This is a genomic window from Massilia rubra, assembly GCF_011682065.1.
Taxonomy (GTDB): Bacteria; Pseudomonadota; Gammaproteobacteria; order Burkholderiales; family Burkholderiaceae_D; genus Telluria_A; species Telluria_A rubra.
Map to the genome: position 1 here is coordinate 39,491 of NZ_VUYU01000038.1, position 19,541 is coordinate 59,031.

Annotated in this window: 16 protein-coding genes and 1 pseudogene; 9 read left to right on the forward strand and 8 right to left on the reverse strand. The window is 64.8% G+C overall.

The features are described from left to right. The first annotated feature begins 206 nt into the window (after window positions 1–206). The 4 genes from F0185_RS31450 to F0185_RS31465 all read left to right on the forward strand — a co-directional run bounded on the left by F0185_RS31450 (window position 207) and on the right by F0185_RS31465 (window position 8,445). Window positions 207–1,289 (forward strand): phosphotransferase, encoded by a 1,083-nt coding sequence (locus tag F0185_RS31450; RefSeq protein WP_167232231.1) that lies wholly within the window; start codon window positions 207–209, stop codon window positions 1,287–1,289. After that, window positions 1,289–2,548 carry an acyl-CoA dehydrogenase family protein gene (locus F0185_RS31455; RefSeq protein WP_166885303.1) on the forward strand — a complete coding sequence of 420 codons (1,260 nt, stop codon included), beginning with the start codon at window positions 1,289–1,291 and terminating at the stop codon, window positions 2,546–2,548. Before F0185_RS31450 ends, F0185_RS31455 begins: the two co-directional genes overlap by 1 nt. Before the next feature lie 393 nt (window positions 2,549–2,941). After that, entirely contained in the window at window positions 2,942–7,507 is a 4,566-nt protein-coding gene (locus F0185_RS31460) for a response regulator (protein ID WP_167232233.1), read from the forward strand. After that, entirely contained in the window at window positions 7,504–8,445 is a 942-nt protein-coding gene (locus F0185_RS31465; RefSeq protein WP_167232235.1) for a diguanylate cyclase, read from the forward strand. Before F0185_RS31460 ends, F0185_RS31465 begins: the two co-directional genes overlap by 4 nt. A 7-nt stretch (window positions 8,446–8,452) precedes the next feature. On the opposite strand, the gene F0185_RS31470 is transcribed toward F0185_RS31465, so the two are convergent. From F0185_RS31470 to F0185_RS31495, 6 genes are all read right to left on the reverse strand, one after another. Next, entirely contained in the window at window positions 8,453–10,090 is a 1,638-nt protein-coding gene (locus tag F0185_RS31470; RefSeq protein ID WP_167232237.1) for a methyl-accepting chemotaxis protein, read from the reverse strand. Window positions 10,091–10,338: 248 nt separating this feature from the next. Continuing rightward, a complete protein-coding gene (locus tag F0185_RS31475) occupies window positions 10,339–12,030 on the reverse strand; it encodes a methyl-accepting chemotaxis protein (protein ID WP_167232239.1) in 1,692 nt (563 codons plus the stop codon). Window positions 12,031–12,191: 161 nt separating this feature from the next. Then, a complete protein-coding gene (locus F0185_RS31480) occupies window positions 12,192–12,644 on the reverse strand; it encodes a MaoC family dehydratase (protein ID WP_167232241.1) in 453 nt (150 codons plus the stop codon). Then, a complete protein-coding gene (locus tag F0185_RS31485) occupies window positions 12,637–13,107 on the reverse strand; it encodes a MaoC family dehydratase (protein WP_167232243.1) in 471 nt (156 codons plus the stop codon). The genes F0185_RS31480 and F0185_RS31485 overlap by 8 nt, the downstream gene beginning before the upstream one ends. Then, window positions 13,104–14,249 carry an acyl-CoA dehydrogenase family protein gene (locus tag F0185_RS31490; protein ID WP_167232245.1) on the reverse strand — a complete coding sequence of 382 codons (1,146 nt, stop codon included), beginning with the start codon at window positions 14,247–14,249 and terminating at the stop codon, window positions 13,104–13,106. The genes F0185_RS31485 and F0185_RS31490 overlap by 4 nt, the downstream gene beginning before the upstream one ends. Window positions 14,250–14,259: 10 nt before the next feature. Continuing rightward, complete coding sequence (locus tag F0185_RS31495) at window positions 14,260–15,450, reverse strand: acyl-CoA dehydrogenase family protein (RefSeq protein ID WP_167232247.1); 1,191 nt, start codon at window positions 15,448–15,450, stop codon at window positions 14,260–14,262. A gap of 168 nt (window positions 15,451–15,618) precedes the next feature. Between F0185_RS31495 and F0185_RS31500 the strand changes: the two genes are divergently transcribed. From F0185_RS31500 to F0185_RS31510, 3 genes and pseudogenes are all read left to right on the forward strand, one after another. Then, window positions 15,619–16,101, forward strand: coding sequence for an Rrf2 family transcriptional regulator (locus F0185_RS31500; protein WP_167232248.1), 483 nt, complete (start codon window positions 15,619–15,621; stop codon window positions 16,099–16,101). A 141-nt stretch (window positions 16,102–16,242) separates the two neighbouring features. Then, complete coding sequence (locus F0185_RS31505; RefSeq protein WP_167232250.1) at window positions 16,243–16,698, forward strand: hypothetical protein; 456 nt, start codon at window positions 16,243–16,245, stop codon at window positions 16,696–16,698. 96 nt (window positions 16,699–16,794) lie between these two features. Continuing rightward, a pseudogene (locus tag F0185_RS31510) lies at window positions 16,795–17,599 on the forward strand (IS5 family transposase). Window positions 17,600–17,626: 27 nt separating this feature from the next. On the opposite strand, the gene F0185_RS31515 reads toward F0185_RS31510, so the two are convergent. Both F0185_RS31515 and F0185_RS31520 read right to left on the reverse strand, forming a co-directional pair. Next, the gene (locus tag F0185_RS31515) at window positions 17,627–18,034 is read right to left on the reverse strand and encodes a hypothetical protein (protein WP_167232252.1); all 408 of its coding nucleotides are present in this window, start codon (window positions 18,032–18,034) and stop codon (window positions 17,627–17,629) included. Between the two features lie 7 nt (window positions 18,035–18,041). Continuing rightward, on the reverse strand, window positions 18,042–18,533 hold the full coding sequence (locus F0185_RS31520; protein WP_167232254.1) for a DUF4365 domain-containing protein: 492 nt from the start codon (window positions 18,531–18,533) through the stop codon (window positions 18,042–18,044). 223 nt (window positions 18,534–18,756) lie between these two features. On the opposite strand from F0185_RS31520, the gene F0185_RS31525 reads away from it, so the two are divergent. Further along, on the forward strand, window positions 18,757–19,149 hold the full coding sequence (locus tag F0185_RS31525) for a VOC family protein (protein ID WP_167232256.1): 393 nt from the start codon (window positions 18,757–18,759) through the stop codon (window positions 19,147–19,149). 70 nt (window positions 19,150–19,219) lie between these two features. Next, entirely contained in the window at window positions 19,220–19,432 is a 213-nt protein-coding gene (locus F0185_RS31530) for a DUF4184 family protein (protein WP_167232257.1), read from the forward strand. Window positions 19,433–19,541: the final 109 nt, after the last annotated feature.

Genomic DNA, 19,541 nt, shown 5'->3' on the forward strand with positions numbered 1-19,541 from the left:
TACATCATTGGCCAAACAAATGTCCTGATAGCAAAACCGGGGTCTGACCTCTGATTCGCAATGTTCCGTCGATTTCCACGTTTTATCGCTACCTGTGCAACTATTGCTAGTTAAAGCTCTGACCCCGGTTGTAGGGAAAGCAGAAATTAGTACGATCGTTCTATTCATGAGCTAGAATAGATCTCACATAACCAGCAGGAGACAAGATGTTCGAGGAAATGATGGGGACCAAGCCGGTCTCGGAGCGCCAGAAATTCGACGTCGATGCCCTCGACGCTTATCTGCGCGCGCATGTGCAGGGCTATCCTGGCGGCCCGCTGGAGGTCGTGCAGTTCAAGGGCGGCCAGTCCAATCCGACCTTCAAGATCAGCGCCGGCGGCCAGCATTATGTGTTACGCACCAAGCCCGGCCCGGCCGCCAAGTTGTTGCCGTCCGCTCACGCCATCGAGCGCGAATTTCGCGTCATGGATGCCTTGCAGAAAGCCGGCTTTCCCGCCGCCCGCCAGTATGCGCTGTGCACCGACGAGTCGGTCATCGGGCGCGCCTTCTATGTCATGGAATTCGTCGACGGCCGCGTGCTGTGGGACCAGTCCCTGCCCGGCATGACGCCAGCCGAACGCGGCGCCATCTACGACGAATTGAACCGTGTCATCGCCACCCTGCACACGGTCGACTACGCCGCCATCGGCCTGGCCGATTACGGCAAGCCCGGCAACTATTTCGCGCGCCAGATCGAACGCTGGACGCGCCAGTACCAGGCCTCTGTCACCGAACCCATCGAGGCCATGGACCAGCTGATCGCTTGGCTGCCGCATCACATTCCGCCAGGCGACGATACCGCCATCGTACATGGCGACTTCCGCCTCGACAATATGATCTTCCACCCGACCGAGCCGCGCATCCTCGCCGTGCTCGACTGGGAACTGTCGACCCTGGGCCATCCGGCGGCGGATTTTTCCTACCATTGCATGAGCTGGCACATTGCACCCGGCCAGTTCCGCGGCATCGCCGGACTCGACCTGGACGCACTCGGCATTCCCACCCAGGAAGCCTACATCGCGGCGTACGCGGCGCGCACCGGCAAGATCATCCGCATCGAGGATTTCAATTTTTACCTGGCCTACAATATGTTCCGCCTGGCCGGCATCATGCAAGGCATCATGAAACGCTACGTCGACGGCACCGCATCGAGCGCCCAGGCCCTCGAGAACGGCAAGGCCGCCCGCCCCATGGCCGAACTCGGTTGGCAGTATGCGCAGCGCGCCATTTCTCTTTCCAAGGAAAACTAATGAACTTCGATTACTCCGACCGCTGCAAAGAGTTGCAGGCGCGCCTGCTCGCCTTCATGGACCAGCACGTCTATCCGAACGAGAATGCCTTCAGGCAGGAAGTCGACAATAACGGCACCCAGAAGGGCAACCGCTGGATTCCGACCGCGTTGATCGAGCGGCTCAAGCCGCTGGCGCGCGAACAGGGCCTGTGGAATCTGTTCCTGCCGAAATCGGTGCGCGCGCCGGAAGGGTTGTCGAACCTCGACTACGCGCCGCTGTGCGAGATCATGGGCCGGGTCGGCTGGGCGCCGGAAGTGTTCAACTGCGCCGCGCCCGACACGGGCAATATGGAAACGATCGAACGCTACGGCAGCGAAGAACACAAGCAAACCTGGCTCGAACCCTTGCTGCGCGGCGAGATCCGCTCGGCCTTCGCCATGACCGAACCGGCCGTGGCCTCGTCCGATGCGACCAATATCGAAACCCGCATCGAACGAGATGGCGGCGATTACGTGATCAACGGGCGCAAGTGGTGGATTTCGGGCGCGGGCGATCCGCGCTGCAAGATTTTCATCGTCATGGGCAAGACCGACCCGGAAGCGGCGCGCCATGCCCAGCAATCGATGATCCTGGTTCCCGCCGACACGCCCGGCATCACCATCGTCCGCCCGCTGCCGGTATTCGGCTACGACGACGCCCCGCACGGCCATTGCGAAATCCTGTTCGAAAACGTGCGCGTGCCGGCGTCCTCCCTGCTGCTGGGCGAGGGGCGCGGCTTCGAAATCGCCCAGGGCCGCCTGGGACCGGGCCGTATCCACCATTGCATGCGCGCCATCGGGGTGGCCGAGCGCGCGCTGGAGCTGATGTGCCTGCGCCTGAACAGCCGGGTTGCTTTCGGCAAAAAGATATCCGACCAGGGGGTGTGGCGCGAGCGCATCGCCGAGTCGCGCATCCAGATCGACACGGCACGCCTGCTGACGCTCAAGACCGCGGCGTTGATGGATACCGTGGGCAACAAGCACGCCCAGGCGGAAATCGCCATGATCAAGGTGCTGGCGCCGAACGTGGCCCAGCAGGTGCTGGACTGGGCGATCCAGGCGCACGGCGCGGCGGGCGTGTCGGACGAGTTCCCGCTGGCCTACCAATGGGCCGGCAACCGCACCCTGCGCCTGGCCGACGGGCCGGACGAAGTGCACCGCAACGCCATCGCCAAGATCGAACTGGCCAAGCATGTCAAGCTGGGCGAAGACCTGGCGCTGCCGATCACCCGCTCCTGAGCCGCGGCCATCGCGCCGGCAACAGGTCTTGACCACCTCTCAACCGGGGTCTGACCTCAATTAAGAAACGTTTCTTAATTGAGGTCAGACCCCGGTTAAGTAAGTGTGCAGAAATTTTTTTGATTTTTAGCGAACAGAAGCGGATGCCATGCAAGGCGCACGCCGCGACGCAGTGCGAGCACTGCTAGCGGTGGGCAACACAGCAAGGCGCTGCTTATGGAAGCTGTAAATTACAAGAATTTATGCGCACTTACTTAGGTGTTGCTGGCCGCTATGGCGAGTGCAAAGCCGCGCACGACTGGCGTAAAGTGCTTTGAAGAAAACGCCTGCTCGGCTACCATCGTTCCCAGAGCGGTGCGTGGCGCCGCGTTTGATGCGACGAAAGGTTCGGCAGTGTCGTTTTCATCGCGTTCCCCCCTCCCCTCGATCCGCTCGAAGACCGCCACCCTGGTCCTCGCCTGCGCCGTGCCGACCCTGGTCGGCTTTGCCGCCCTGTCCTACGATTCCTTCCGGCGCGAACGGGCCGGCCTGCTGGGCGATGCCGAACGGCTGGCGCAAAACGTGCTCATGGCCGTCGAACGCGATCTCGATGCCGGCGAAACCGCCGCCCGCGCGCTGGCCAGTTCGCCCAGCCTGACCCGCGCCGACCTGGCCGAGTTCCACCACCAGGCGCGCTCCATCCTCGGCCCCGAGTTCCCCGGCGACGCCTTCGTGCTGAGCGACCTCGATGGCAAGCCCCTGCTCAACACCCGCGTCGCGCACGGCCTGCCCCTGCCGCCCAACGGCAACGCCGAAACCATCCGCCAGGTGGCCCGCAGCGGCCAGGCCGCCACCTCGGACCTGTACCGCGCCAGCCCCAGCGCCCCCTACACCGTGTCGGTCGAGGTGCCGGTGCGGCGCCAGGGCGAGGTGGTGTACGTGCTGTCGGCCCAGCTGCGCCCCGAGCGCTTTAACCAGTTGCTGGCCGAGCAGCGCCTGCCGCTGCGCTGGAACGCGCAGGTGTTCGACGGGCGCGACATCTTCGTCGCGCGCAGCATCGCCCCCGACAAATTCATCGGCTCGCTGGCCCGTCCCGAAATGGCCGCGCTGGCGCGGCGCGCCAACGCCGGCACGCTCGAACTGACCGCGCGCGAGGGCCAGCGCGTCATCTCCAGCCTGCAGCGCTCTCCCAAGCGTGGCTGGTACGCCACCGTGGCCCTGCCGCGCGACGCCGCCTACGAGGCCATGCGCGAGGCGCTGGCCAGCATGTTCCTCAGCGTGGCCGCGCTGCTGGTGGTCGGCTTCGGCGCCGCCTGGACCATCGGCGGCGTGATCGGGCGCTCGGTGCGCTCGCTGTGCGCGCCGGCGGCGGCGCTCGGGCGCGGCGAGCCGATGGTGCTGCCGCCGATGCGGATCCGCGAAGTGGCCGAGGTGGCCGGCGCCCTCAAGCACATGGACGGCGAGCTGCAACGCTACCGCAACAACCTCGAAACCCTGGTCGCCGAACGCACCGGCGAACTGCAACGCGCCAACGCCCTGCTCGAAACGGTCTACGCAACCGCGCCGGTGGGCCTGGCCCTGCTCGATACCGACCTGCGCGTGGTGATGGTCAACGACTACCTGGCCGCCATCAACGCCATTCCGGTGGCCGATCACCTGGGGCGCACCCTGCCCGAGCTGCTCGGCCCCATCGGCGTGGAGTACGAGCAGGCCTACCGCCAGGTGCGCGATACCGGCCTGCCGATCCAGTCGGTGCACGAATCGCGTTCGGTGCCCGGCTCGCCCGATGTGGAGAGCCACTGGGTGGTCAGCTACCATCCGGTGTTCGGGCCCGACCACGCGCTGGTCGGCATCAGCGCCGTGGTGCTCGATGTCAGCGAACGCAAGCTGCTGTCGGAGCGCCTGCGCGACGTCAACGAGCAGTTCCGCGCGCTGTACGAAATGTCGGGCGACGCCCATATGCTGATCGCCCAGGGCGCCGGTTTCATCGGCGGCAACCAGGCCGCCGTGCGCATCTTCGGCTGCACCGGCATCGAGCAATTCCTGACCCTGTCGCTGGCCACTACCTCGCCCGAATTCCAGCCCGACGGACGGCGCTCGGCCGACAAGGCCGAACAGTTCATCCGCTACGCGATCGAGACCGGCAGCCATCACTTCGAGTGGCTGCACATGCGCCGCGACGGCGCCCTGTTCAACGCCGATGTGCTGCTCACCAGCGTCAACATCGGCGGCAAGGGCATCTTGCAGTCGACCGTGCGCGATATCAGCGAGCGCGTGGCCGCCGAAAAAGCGCTGCGCGCCACCAGCGAACGGCTGGAGCAGAGCGAGCGCTTCATCCGCACCGTCACCGACAACGTGCCCGGCATGGTCGCCTACTGGGATGCGGAACTGCGCTGCCAGTTCGCCAACCGCCTGTACCTGGAACTGTGCGGGCGCAGCGCCGCCGCAATGGCCGGCGCCAGCATGGACGATGTGCTCGGCCCCGACACCATGGCCGACATCGCGCCCCACCTGCGCGAGGTCCTGGCCGGCAAGGCCACCCACTTCGCGCGCGAGCTCACCTCGGCCTCCGGCGAGCTGCGCCACACCTGGGCCAACTATATCCCCGACTTCGATGAAGATGGCGCGGTGCGCGGCTTTTATGTACTGATCTCCGACGTGTCGGAACTGAAACGCACCGAGTTGCGCCTGCAGTCGCTCAACGAGCAGTTGATCGGCGCGCTGGAACGGGCGGAATCGGCCAGCAGCGCGAAAAGCGAGTTCCTGGCCAATATGAGCCACGAAATCCGCACCCCGATGAACGCCATCATGGGCCTGGCGCGCCTGCTCGAAGAGAGTTCGCTGGAACGGCGCGAGCGCAGTTATGTCGCCAAGATCAAGATGTCGACCCGCTCGCTGATGGGCATCCTCTCCGACGTGCTCGATTTTTCCAAGATCGAGGCGGGCCAGCTGGCGCTGGAAGCGGCGCCTTTCAGGCTGTGCCAGGTCCTCGACAGCATGTCGGTGCTGTTGTCGGCCAACGCCTGGGGCAAGGGCGTGGAGCTGGTGTACGCGGTGGCGCCCGATGTGCCGCTCTGGGTGGTGGGCGACGCGCTGCGGCTCGAGCAGGTGCTGCTGAACCTGATCGGCAATGCGATCAAGTTTACCGAACAGGGCGAAGTGGTGTTGTCGATTACCCGCCGCAGCGAGGACGAGGGCGTGCTGGTGCTCGATTTTTCGGTGCGCGACAGCGGCATCGGCATCGCGCATGAGCAGCAGGAGCACATGTTCGACGCCTTCTCGCAGGGCGACAGCTCGACCAGCCGCAAATACGGCGGGACCGGCCTGGGGCTGGCGATCTGCCGCCGCCTGGTCGGCCTGATGGGCGGCGCCCTGGGCGTGCGCAGCGAACTTGGCGCCGGGGCCGAGCTGTATTTCGATGCGGCCTTCGGCGTGGCCGCCCCCGACGACGCGGCCGTGCCGTCCGAGCTTCCCGACTTGCCCGGCGGCGCCGTCCTGTCGGTGCTGGTGGTGGACGACAACCGCAGCGCGCGCGCCGCCATTGCGCAGATGTGCGCCGGTGTCGGCTGGCGCGTCGACACCGCCGCCAGCGGCGCCGAGGCGCTCGAACGCTTGCGCGTGTCGAGCCGCGCCGGCGCGCCCTACGACCTGATGTTCCTCGATACGGCGATGGCGGAACTGGACGGCATCGCCGTGTTGACCTACGCGCGCGCCGATCCGGCCATCGCCATGCCGCGCTGCGCGCTGATGGTGGCCGAGAGCGCACGCGAGCAGCTGGTCGGCCTGCAGGATGACCTCAAGCTCGACGCCATCCTCAGTAAACCGGTGACGCGGCTGGCGCTGGTGGCGGCGGCGCTCGAACTGCGCACCGGGAAGGCCGCTCCCGACGCCAGCTCCGGGACGCCGCTGGCCGGGCGCCTGAAGGGGATGTACGTACTGCTGGTCGAGGACAACCCGATCAACCAGGAGGTGGCCAAGTACATCCTGCTGCACGCCGGCGCCGCGGTCGATATCGCGGCCAACGGGCGCATCGCGGTGAGCATGCTGGCCGACGCGCCGAGCCGCTACGATGCGGTGCTGATGGATATCCAGATGCCGGTGATGAACGGTTACGAGGCGGCCGAGGCGATCCGGCGCATGGGCATCGCGGCGCTGCCGATCATCGCGATGACCGCCAACGCGATGGAGGAAGACCGCCGCCACGCGGTCGCGGCCGGCATGAACGCCCATGTGGCCAAGCCGATCGATGTGGATGACATGGTCGATACCCTGATCCGGGTGTGCGCGCGCAGCGAGTTGCGCGATGCCGGCCACGATGCGGGCAACCTCGCGGCGACGCCCGGCGGCGGGCACGCGGGCCGCGCCACGCCGCCCGCCAGCGCGCCGCGCATCGACATCCCCGGCATCGACCTGGCATCGACCTTGCCGCGTTTCGGTGGTCATCTCGACAATTTTGTCACTTTGTTCAAGCGTTTCGAGAGTTCCCAGGGGCAGACCCTGGACGAGGTGCGCGCCCTGCTGCGCGGCGAGCGGCGCCAGGAGGCGATCCAGCTGGTGCACCGCTTGCGCGGCGTGGCGGCCAACCTGGGGGCGAGCGAGCTGGCGGCGCTGGCGTTCGACTTTGAACAAGCCTTGCGCAGCGCCGGCAGCGCCGAGCTGACGGTGCGCCTGGGCGCCCTCGACAAGGCGTTGCAGGCGGTGTTCGAGACGGCGCGCGCCCTGCCCGCGCCGGCCATCGCCGGCGTGCGGCCGGGGACACAAGACCCCGCACAACTCGACGCGGCGCTGGCGGAACTGCTTGGTTTGCTTCAGAATAACAACCTAAAGGCGATGTCGGCTTTCGATGCCCTGCGTCCGGTCCTGGACGCGACCCTGGCCCCGGCCGTGGTGGGCGCGCTGGGCGACGCTGTCGCCACGCTCGGTTTTGCCAACGCCGCGCTGCAGGTGCAGGAGATTTTGAAACGAAGGGACCATGCATGAGTTGGACCGATATGGCAAGGAACGGACGGATCCTGATCGTCGACGACGCGATGGAAAACATCCAGATCCTGCACCAGGCCTTGCAGGACGAGCACGAGGTGGTGTTTGCGATGAACGGCGCCAAGGCGCTGCATATCGCCCAGACCCAGCGTCCCGACCTGATCCTGCTCGACGCGATGATGCCCGACATGGACGGCTACGCGGTGTGCCGGGCCTTGCGCGAGTCGGGCGCGACACGCGACATCCCGATCATTTTTGTCACCGCCCTCAAGACGCCCGAGGATGAAACGCGCGCCCTGGAAGCCGGCGCGGCCGACTTCATCACCAAGCCGGTCAACGCGGCGGTGGTGCGGGCGCGGGTGCGCACGCAGCTGACCGTCAAGCGCCAGAGCGACGCGCTGCGCGAGCTGACCCTGACCGACGGCCTGACCGGGGTCGCCAACCGGCGCGGCTTCGACGAGGCCATGGATACCGAATGGCGGCGCTGCGCGCGCGCCAAGACGCCGCTGGCGCTGATCATCGCCGACATCGACCATTTCAAGGCGTACAACGACGCCTACGGACACCAGGCTGGCGACGACAGCCTGGTGCGGGTGGGCGCGGCGATGCGGCGCGCGGCGGCGCGGCCGCAGGATCTGGTGGCGCGTTATGGCGGCGAGGAGTTCGTCATTTTGCTGCCGCAGGAAGACAAGCGCGGCGCTGAGGTGGTGGCCAGGAAGCTGCTCGACGAAATGGCCCAGCTGGCCATTCCGCACGAAAAATCGGGCGCGTCGCCCTGGCTGACCCTGAGCATGGGCGTGGCCAGCCTGATGCCGGCCGACGGACTGAGCGCCGGCGGCCTGATAAAAACAGCCGATGCGCTGCTGTACCAGGCCAAGGCGGGTGGGCGCAACCGGTATTGTTTGCAGGCCGATCAGGCGCCCACCCCGCTACCGTAGCGCTAGCTCAGGCCCAGGCCAGGCGTTCCAGCGGCGCCCTCCCCGTGGCCTCGGCCCTGGCCGTCCCCGGCGCCGGCCCGCGCCCGCCGTTCACCACGCGCGCCGGCAGCTTGAACACGCTGACCATATCGGCCAGCGCCCCCGCCTGATCCTGCAAGGCCCCCGCCGCCGCCGCGGCTTGCTCCACCAGCGCCGCGTTCTGCTGCGTCACCTCGTCCATCTGCGCGATGGCCTGGTTGATCTGCTCGATCCCGGCGGTCTGCTCCCCACTGGCCGTCGTGATCTCGCCCATCATGCCGGTCACGCTGTCAATACTCGTCACGATGGCCTGCATCGTGGTTCCGGCCCGGTCCACCAATGCGGCGCCCTGCGCGACCTTCTCCACCGAGTCGCCGATCAGCATCTTGATTTCCTTGGCCGCCGCCGCCGAGCGCTGCGCCAGGTTGCGCACCTCGCTGGCGACGACCGCAAAGCCGCGTCCCTGCTCGCCGGCGCGCGCCGCTTCCACCGCCGCATTCAACGCCAGGATATTGGTCTGGAACGCGATCGATTCGATCACGCCGATGATATCGACAATCTTGCGCGACGATTGGTTGATCGACCCCATGGTCTCGACCACCTGCGCCACCACGGCCCCGCCCTGCTGCGCCACCTGCGACGCGCTCAATGCCAGCTGGTTGGCCTGGCGCGCATTGTCGGCATTCTGCTTGACGGTCGATGTCAGTTCTTCCATCGACGACGCGGTCTGCTCCAGCGAACTGGCCTGGTGCTCGGTGCGCGCCGATAAATCCATATTGCCGCTGGCGATCTGGCCGGATGCCGTCGCAATGGCGTCGGTGCCGCCGCGCACCTGGCCGACGATATTTTGCAGGCTGCCGTTCATGTCGCGCAGCGCCTGCATCAATTGCCCCGTTTCGTCACCCGAGACCACAGCGATGTCGCTGGTCAGGTCGCCCGCGGCGACCGTCTTCGCAAGTTGCACCGCCCGGCCGATCGGCACGGTGATGGAACGGGTGATCCACCAGCCGGACAAGGCGCCGGTCACCAGCGCGGCCAGGCCCAGCACCAGCATGGCCTGGCGCGCCAGGACCACGCTCGCTTCGATGCGCCGGCCGGCCTCGCCCACCAGCGTCTTTTGCAGGCCGGCCAGCCGCGTCACCGAGCCTTGCAGGGTGTCGAGCGCGGGCAGGGTCTGGCCCAGCATGGTGGCGACGGCTTCGTCGCGTTCCTGCGCGGCGAGACGCTTGCCGACGGTGCCGAACGAGGCGACATAGGCCGCACGCTGCACCTTGATTTGGGCCAGCAGGGCGCGCCCTTCGGCGCTGCTGGCCAGCTGCTCGAGTACCGCGATGGCGCCGGTAATGTCCTTCTTGTTCGCCTCGATCTTTTCGCGCACCCTGGCGCTGTAGGCGGCGTCGGGCGCGATGAACAATTCGAGCGTGGCGCGCGCGTTGGCGCGGGTGGTGACGTTGATGACGTTGGCCGCATCGGCCTGCACCATGTCGCGCTCCATCATGGTGGTGCTGTCGGCGCTGATGTTGGCCAGCAGTGTGAGCGCGCTGGCGATCAGCGCCGCCATGATCAGCAGGATGACGCCGAACGCGCCGCCGAGGCGCGCCCCAATTCGTAAGTTTGCAATGTTCATGCTGTTACCCAGGGTGATGCGGGCGCGCCGGCGCTGGCCGGACGCCGCGCAATGAATGGAAGTGACGCGTGTGCGATGCCGCGCGAAGGGCTTGGGCAGGCGCGGATTGGAGGTGCATCGCCAACGCCGTGCGCGCGGCAGTCATGGAACGCACTTGATGTTTCTATGTGGCAATGGTATGCCGCTTGAGCGACCCGCGTCAACCAACGCAGATCAAGGAAATCGATCTTCGCGGCCAGGAAGCTGTTTCAGAACTCTTCCCAGTCGTCCGGACCGGCGGCGGCCACTTCACGCGTGCGTCCGACGGCCGGCGCGACCGCTCGCGTGGCGCTTTCCCCGGGCGCGCGCGTCGCCAGCGCGCGCGGCGCGGGCCGGGGGCCGGTTTGCTCCGCGCCGGCCGGCAGCTTGAACACGCTGACCACGCCCGCCAGCGTTCCGGCCTGGTCCTGCAGCGCACCGGCGGCGGCGGCGGCTTGCTCGACCAGCGCGGCGTTTTGCTGCGTCACCTCGTCCATCTGCGTGATGGCCTGGTTAATCTGCTCGATGCCGGCCGTCTGCTCCACGCTCGCCGCCGTGATCTCGCCCATCATGTCGGCCACGCTCTTGATGCTCGTGACAATCGCCTGCATCGTCGTTCCGGCCCGGTCGACCAGCTCACTGCCCTGGGCCACCTTCTCTACCGAATCGTCGATCAGCATCTTGATTTCCTTGGCCGCCGCCGCCGAGCGTTGCGCCAGGTTGCGCACTTCGCTGGCGACGACCGCAAAGCCGCGCCCCTGCTCGCCGGCGCGCGCCGCCTCCACGGCGGCATTGAGCGCGAGGATATTGGTCTGGAACGCGATCCCTTCGATCACGCTGATGATCTCGACGATCTTGTGCGACGATTCATTGATCGACCCCATGGTGTCGACCACCTGCGCCACCACCGAACCGCCCTGCACCGCCACGTGCGAGGCCGAAATGGCCAGCTGGTTGGCCTGGCGCGCATTGTCGGCATTCTGCTTGACGGTCGATGTGAGTTCTTCCATCGACGACGCGGTCTCCTCCAGCGAGCTCGCCTGCTGCTCGGTGCGCGCCGACAGATCCATGTTCCCGCTGGCGATCTGGTTCGACGCGGTGGCAATCGCATCGGTCCCGTTGCGCACCTGGCTGACGATATTGCGCAGGCCTGCGTTCATCTCGCCCAGGGCCTCGAGCAGTTGCCCGGTCTCGCTGGACGAACCGGGCGCGATGCGGGCGCTCAGGTCGCCCGCCGCTACCGTCCTGGCCACCCGCACCGCGTCGTTGATCGGCAGCGTGATCGAGCGCGTGATCCACCAAGCGGCCAGCACCCCGATCACCAGCGCCGCCGCGCCCTGCCACAGCATCAGGGTGCGCGCGCTGGCGATGCTGCGGCCGACGTCGGCGCTGGCCTCTTCGACCAGCCGCTTCTGCAAGGCGCCCAGGGCGGTGATCGAGTTTTGCAGGGTATCGAGCGCGGGCAGGCCTTCGGCGCGCATCAGGGCCGCCGCGTCATCGCGCTTGCCCTCGGCCATCAGCTTGTCGACGCGCGAATACGCGGCCACATAGACGGCCCGCTCGCGCGTGACCCGCTCCAGCAGATCGCGCCCTTCGCGCGACTCGATCAGTTTGTCGAGCGTCGCCAGCGCGGCGACGATCGACTTTTTGTTCACTTCGATGCGGGCGCGGATATTGGCCAGTTGCGCAGGATCGGTGACGATGAACAGTTCGAGCGTGCGGCGCGCATTGGCGCGCGTGCCGACATTGATCTCGTTGGCGGCCTCGGCCTTGACCCATTCGTGGTCGACCATGCGCCTGGTGCTGGCGCCGGCGCTGTTGAGCAGGGTAATGCCGGTGGCGATCAGGGCCGCCATCAACAGCAAAACGAGGCCGAAACCGGTTCCCAGACGAACGCCGATTTTCAAGTTCGCAATTTTCATCCGTGCTCCTGGCTGATGACCGTACGACGACAGGTTACCCGTCAGTTCATACTAGTCTCATCGGGCGCGCCATGCGGCCAGGATTACCCCATGATTCCTGCTAGGTGCGATGGCAAGGGCGGTGGTGTAGGCGGGGCCGGGCGGCCCCGCCGGGTGCGGCATCAGTAGCGCCGGATCAGCAGTTCGGCCACGCAGACCGGCTTGGCGCCGCCCTCGCGCTCGACGATGACGCTCCATTCGAGCTGGGCGCCGCCGTCGATCGGCTCGACCCGCTGCAGCGTGAGGCGCGCGCGCACGCGGCTGCCGACCGGCACCGGCGCCGGAAAGCGCACCTTGTTCAGGCCATAATTGACCACCATGCTGGCGTCGACCATGCGCAGCGCCCGGTCGAACAGGCCGGAAATGAGCGACAGGGTCAGGAAACCATGCGCGACCGGGCCGCCGAAAGGCGACTCGCGCGCGCAGCGTTCCAGGTCGACGTGGATCCACTGGTGGTCGTCGGTGGCGTCGGCGAACTGGTTCACGCGTTGCTGGGTGATCTCGACCCAGTCCGACACCGCCAGTTCCTGCCCCACCAGCGCCTGCATCTCGGCCAGGCTGGAAAATTCACGCATCGTCATTCTCCTGCGGGCGGCGCCCCAGCATGCCCATGCCTTCGATGATGCAGGCGACGTCGCCATGCTGGTTCACCGCCTGCCATGTCGACCAGACCACGCCTCGGTCGGGGCGCGACTGTGAGGGCTTGACCGCCGTGGTGAGGTAGCTGACGGTGAGGGTGTCGCCGGCGCGCACCGGCTGCGGCCAACGCACCTTGTCCAGGCCCGGCGAACCCATGCCGGCCGCCCCGCTCCACAGGCCGTCGACCACCATGCGCATCATCATGCTGCAGGTGTGCCAGCCGCTGGCGATCACGCCGCCGAAGATGGACGCCGCGGCCGCGTCATGATCGACGTGGAAAGGCTGCGGGTCGAACTGGGTGGCGAAGGCGATGATTTCTTCTTCCGTGACGGTGCGGCTGCCGAGCGCGATCTCCTGGCCGACATAAAAATCCTCGAAATACCATGTGCTCTTCTTCATGCCATGGCGCCCGTCGCGAAACCCGGCTGCGCGATGAAGCGCTGCAGGTGGTGGTCGGAGTCGCCCAGCGACAGCTCGATCATGGTCAGGCGCTTGAAGTGGTGCGCGGCCGGCAGTTCGTCGGTCACGCCCATGCCGCCGTGCAGCTGGACCGCCTGCTGGCCGACGAACCTGAGCGCCTGGCCGACGCGGAACTTGGCCGCCGAGACGGTGCGACGGCGTTCTTCCACATCGGAAGAGGCCAGGCGCACCGCGGCCAGCAGCGCCATCGAGCGCGCCTGCTCCAGGTGGATGTACATGTCGGCCATGCGGTGCTGCAGCGCCTGGAATTTGCCGATCGGCGCGCCGAACTGGGTGCGCGTCTTGACGTAGTCGAGCGTGGCGGCGAAGATCGCTTCCATCGCCCCCAGCGCTTCGGCGCACAGCAAGCCCGCGCCGTAGTCGGCGCCGGCGTCGAGCAAATCCCAGCCCTGGCCCTCGACGCCGATCAGGCTCCCAGGCGACACCTGGACATTGGCGAAAGTGACGTCGGCGGCGCGCTGGCCGTCGAGGGTGCGATAGTCGCGCACGGCCACACCAAGCGCGTCGAGCGGCACCACGAACAGCGACACGCCGTCCGCGCCGCGTTGTTCGCCGCCGCTGCGCGCCGAGACAATCAGGCTGCCGGCCTGGCCGCCGTGCACCACCACGCTCTTGTGGCCATTGAGGACGTAGCCGCCGGCGGTGGCGACGGCGGTGGTGGCGATGTCCGACAGGTCATGGCGCGCCTGTTTTTCGGCCAGCGCGCAGGCCAGTTTGAGTTCGCCGCCGGCCACTTGCGCCAGCAGCCCGGGATGCTGGCCGCCCAGCGCCAGGAAATGCGCACCGAGCACGGTGGCGAAATACGGTTCGACCACCAGGCCACGCCCGAGCTCCCGCATGACGACGAACATGTCGACCGCCGTGCCGTTGAAGCCGCCCTGCTCTTCCGGCACCGGCAGCGCCAGCATGCCCAGTTCGGCCAGCGCGGCCCACGCGGCGGCGGAGGTGCCCTCGCTTGAATGAACGATTTTTTTACGCGCCTCGAAGCTGTAGTCCTTGGTCACCCAGCGCTTGAGGGCATCGGCGAAGGCCAGCTGTTCTTCCTTGAAGTTGAAATCCATGTTCAGTCCCTCACAGGCCCAGGATCATCTGGGTGATGATATTGCGTTGAATCTCGTTCGAGCCGCCATAGATGGAGGTCTTGCGGAGATTGAAGTAGTGCGCGGCCAGCGGCGCGGCGTCGTCATCGTCAAACACGCTGTGCGGCGTTTCCGATTCGAGGTAGGCGGCATCGAACGGCAGCGCCATCGGGCCGACCGCTTCGACCATCAGTTCCGTGAGCGTCTGCTGGATTTCGGTGCCGCGCACCTTGAGCACCGACGCTTCCGGTCCGGGCGCCTTGTGTTCCTGCGCCAGCACGCGCATGACGGTCATCTCCAGCGCCATCAGTTCGATCTCGAGCGTGGCGACCTTGGCGGCGAACAGCGGGTCCGCGATCAGCGGCTTGCCGTTCTTGTTGCGCGTGGCGGACAAGCGCTTGAGCGAGGCCAGTTCGCGCTTCGAGCGGCCGACGGCGGCAATCCCGGTGCGTTCGTGGCCGAGCAGGTATTTGGCGTAGGTCCAGCCCTTGTTTTCCTTGCCGACCAGGTTCTGCACCGGCACGCGCACGTTGTCGAAGAAGACTTCGTTCACTTCGTGGTCTTCGTCGAGCATGATGATCGGACGGACCGTCACGCCGGGGCTGTGCATGTCGATCAGCAGAAAAGAAATGCCTTCCTGTTTGCGCACGCCGCTGTCGGTGCGCACCAGGCAGAAGATCATGTCGGCATGCTGGGCCAGGGTGGTCCAGGTTTTCTGGCCGTTGACGACATAAAAGTCGCCATCGCGTTCGGCGCTGGTCTTGAGCGATGCCAGGTCGGAGCCGGCGCCCGGTTCCGAGTAGCCCTGGCACCACCAGTCCTCGCACGAGAGGATGCGCGGCAGGAAGTGGGCTTTTTGTTCGTCGCTGCCGAAGGCCATGATGACCGGGGCGACCATGTTCACGCCGAACGGCAGGATCGGCGGGGTGCCGGCGCGCGCGCATTCGTCGTCCCAGATGTGGCGCTGCACGGCGCTCCACCCAGGGCCGCCGAATTCGGCCGGCCAGCCCGGCGCCACCCAGCCTTGTGCGGCCAGGATGCGGTGCCAGCGCACGTAATCGTCCTTCGCCAGGCGCAGGTGCTTGCGCACCTTTTGCTGCAGATCGGCCGGCAGCTTGGCGTCGAGGAAGGCGCGCGCCTGGTCGCGGAACGCCAGGTCCTCGCTCGTATAGTTCAGGTCCATACAGTCTCCTTTGTTATTATCGTCCAAAAATAGCACGACCGTTCACAATGATTGTACCTGAAAAGATCGCACTGGGAAGGTGGCTTTTGCCGGTGCAATTTGGATGCACGGGCAGTGTCGGGAGGCGGTAAACTGTGGGCCCCGGATCACCTTTTATCGCCCCATTCAATGAGAACAGACAGCCGCCTTTCCCGCGTGCTCCATGTGCTGCTGCACATGGCCAGGCACGACGGACCGATGACATCGGAACACATCGCCAAAATGCTCGATACCAATCCGGTGGTGGTGCGGCGCACCATGGCCGGCTTGCGCGAGGCCGGGTATGTGACGTCCGGCGCGGGCAAGCACGGCGGCTGGTCGATGGCCTGCGACTTGCGCGCGGTGACCCTGCTCGACATCCATCGCGCGGTGGGCGGACCGCATTTGTTCGCCATTGGAGTCGATAACGCGCATCCCGACTGCGCTGTTGAAAAGGTGGTCAACCAGGCGCTGGGCGACGCGCTGCAACGGGCCGAAGCGATCCTGATCGAGAGCCTGGGCAATGTGGTGCTGGCCGACCTGGCGCGGCAGTTCGATCAGTTGTGCGTGGCCGGTGGGCGGGAGAAGGCGGCGCGGCACGGCGATAACAGCGCGAACGACAAAAGTGCCTAACAAAACCGGTCACTAGTCCTGGGAGCAACAACGGCGTACAGTGAGCTACTGCGACCGGTCGCTTTCGGGCGGCAGCTGTCGGCGGCATTGAACCGTGACTGCGAGCAGTGATGACCATATGGCAGCGATGCAAGGAAGCAAATGAATCTCATCCTCGAAAAGACTGATCAGGTTCGCTGGTACACCAACATGCGCGATGTGTTTGAGGCTGCCAACATCGCGCCACAAGACTACGACTGGTACGTCAGCGACATCGAAACAAACTGGAGGCCACCTGGGTTCTCGCCCGATAATCAATGGTTTTCGGGGGATGATCTCGCGGCTTTCCTCGGAACGTACGAGGTCCAGTTCATCTGGGCAGTCTTCAGCGCGGCACCCAAGGGCGTTCGTTCGACACCTGCTATGGCGCCATACGTTGAGGATAATCCGCAGTATTGGGACGGTACCGAACCGGGGCCACAGCTCGAAGGCGCGTTGTTCGAAATCGCGTGCTGGGACAGTAGTGGAACCATTCTGATTAACCTACCTGTGCCGGCCATCCATTCGTTCATTACGCGATATAAGGACGCCAAGCCGTTAGCAACCGCACGCGTGTGAAGATCGTCAGAATGTCCGCTAAGGGGCGGAAGCTCTCGTACCTGCCCACGGTCCGGGCGCTAGGATGACGGCCGTATTCGCAGACAGACCGATGCCATGGCCCAAGCGCTTCTTCCCGAAGACCTTTGGTCGCTTATAGAAACTCATCTTCCAACTCACAGTGGATCGCCGAAAGGTGGGCGACCGCGCATCAACGATCGTGCGACCCTGACGGGAATCCTGTTTGTCCTCAGAGCCGGAATACCTTGAGCGTACCTGCCGCGTGAACTCGGGTGCGGGAGCGGCATGACGTGCTGGCGTTGCCTTCACGAATGGATACAAGCAGGTGTTTGGCAGAGCGTCCACGAGGCGGTCCTGCGGCGGCTCCGAGAGTATGAACAGATCATGTGGGATCGAGCCTGCATTGACGCAGCCAGCCTGCCGGCACCGGCTGGTGGCGAGCATACTGGCCGAAACCCGAATGATCGCGGCAAGCTCGGCTGAAAACACCATTTACTAGTAGATCAGCGTGGACCGCCGCCGGTAGCCCAAATCATAGGCGCGCAGGTTCCATGATTCGCGCATGCTCATCCCTCTCCTAGAATCGATTCCGGCTGTTAACGGGCTATCCTGCCGCGCGCGCAAACGTCCAGGTAAGCTACATACTGATCGAGCCTACGTTTCAAGAGCACATCGGGACTAGCTGCGCCGGCGAGGAGTCTCAGCACGGATCGCACGCTACGGCGTCGAGTCACGCGAAAGGCTTGGCCGATGGCGTTGGGTCGTTGAACGCACCCTCGGGTGGCTACACCGTCTTCGCAGATTGCGCATCCGTTATGAACGGCGAGCCTACATCCACCAGGCATTTCTTTCGCTTGCCTGCTCACTCATCTGTTGGAGGTACGTCGAGAGGTTTTGTTAGGCGCTATAAAACCGGCGCGGGACCATATCAAGCGCGCTTGCGCATTGATGTAGTGGGCGTCAACACGGATAATGCGGTTCGCTTATCCGGGGCCAAAAACGGAGCCGTCTCGTCATCGGCAAACACGGTTTCACCCGCGCCCGCCACGATGACAAGATGGGGCTCATAGACATCGTCATTTTGAATTTTAGCAAGCGCAGGCGCGTCACCGGCCATGCTATCGCGCCATTGCGCCATGACTTTGCTCGCATTCTTCGGATCGGTGGTATGTCTGACGTGAATCGCCAACAATTTTTTACCGTTCCGAACCAGAAAATCGGCATTGCCTGCCAGTACTGGTCTGCCGCAAATAAAATCCGCGCCGGATCTGTCCAGCATCGCACCAACCACGTACTCGGCAAAGCGCTTCGCAATCGCTTGAACTTTCGGTTCCATCATATTCTCAAATCAATTTCGTGAGCGCCGGCATGCTCTGACCAGCCCATAAGCGCGTCACCTCCTGGTAAAGATCGAGCTTGACCGCATCGGTCGCCAGATCATGGACCGGTGCGAGCGTGGCAATCCCTGTGGTACGTGTCGATTCTACGCCTTTGATAAAGAACTTTGCGCGTCCCTCTGTCGAACGATCCACCACACAGACGAAAAACGGCACCTTGGTCGCTTGCGCGCGCCTGACGTCGGCTGCGCTGAACCCGACCTTGTAGCCGGTTCCATTTTTTGGGGCCCTGGCGGTCGTTTTTACCTGCACGAAAAAAATTGGACCTGTTCGCGTGCCACGTTCGTCCACCAGGTAGACGATGTAGTCGACAGTCGGGGCGTTGCCACCCAGGAAGCAAACGTCAAACAAGTAACGCGATCCGGCTACCGGACGCAAAAATTCCCCCCCGCATAAAAATTCGCCAGCTCTCCCGAACAGATAAACAAGATTACTCATCGTTGTCCTTGATTCGCGGTCATGCCATATGCGGCTGCTGTGGAGATTACACAAAAGTGACCGGGCCGGACCACATCACGCCGTTAAACCGTTATGATCACGGAACTTTTTCGACGTAACCGGATCGACGCGGACGGCGTCCGATATTGTTCCCGTCAGTGTCAATTTTAATCACCACAAGAGTCAAGCCCTAAGAACCCTCAGGACCCAAAGGAGATATAGTATGTTCAATCACATCATGGTCGGCTCGAACGACATTGAGCGCTCGAAGCGCTTCTACGACGCGCTGCTTGGCGTGCTCGGCGCCGGCGAACCGGTTCATAACGTGGCCGCGTCCGGCCACACCCGCCTGTTCTACCGGCATGAAGGCAACACCTTCTGCATCACCGAACCAATCAATGGGGAAGAAGCGACCTGCGCGAATGGGGCGACCATCGGCTTCAAATGCAGTTCGCCCGAGCAGGTAACGCAATTTCACGACGTAGCGCTCGCACATGGCGGCGTCACTTGCGAAGGCCCGCCGGGCTTGCGCGAGAGCGATATGGGCGCCATGTATCTATCTTATGTTCGCGATCCGGACGGCAACAAACTCTGTGCGCTGCACCGTCCAAGGTAAGCCGACGCCTGGATGCGCGGCCTGAATCGGCGCGCATCCCAGGACCGAACACCCGCCAGCGAAGGCAACGATGCCGTTCACCTTATGCCACCCCGCCATCGTGATTCCCTTGCATCGCTACGCACGCGGGTTCACCTCCCTGCCGGCGCTGGCGATCGGCAGCATGATGCCGGATTTTGTCTATTTTTTCTCATTCGGCATCAGCGGCGAATTCAGTCACAGCACACCCGGCATACTCCTGTATTGCATGCCCGTGGGCGCGCTGTGTCAGCAGCGGTTGTAAACTGATACACGCAGCGATTGAAAACTGATACACCGATTTGAGAAGATGGCCGCTTTGCGGAGCGGCCTTGAAACCCAAAGAGGTGTACGTGGAAGTTCAACTACTGAAG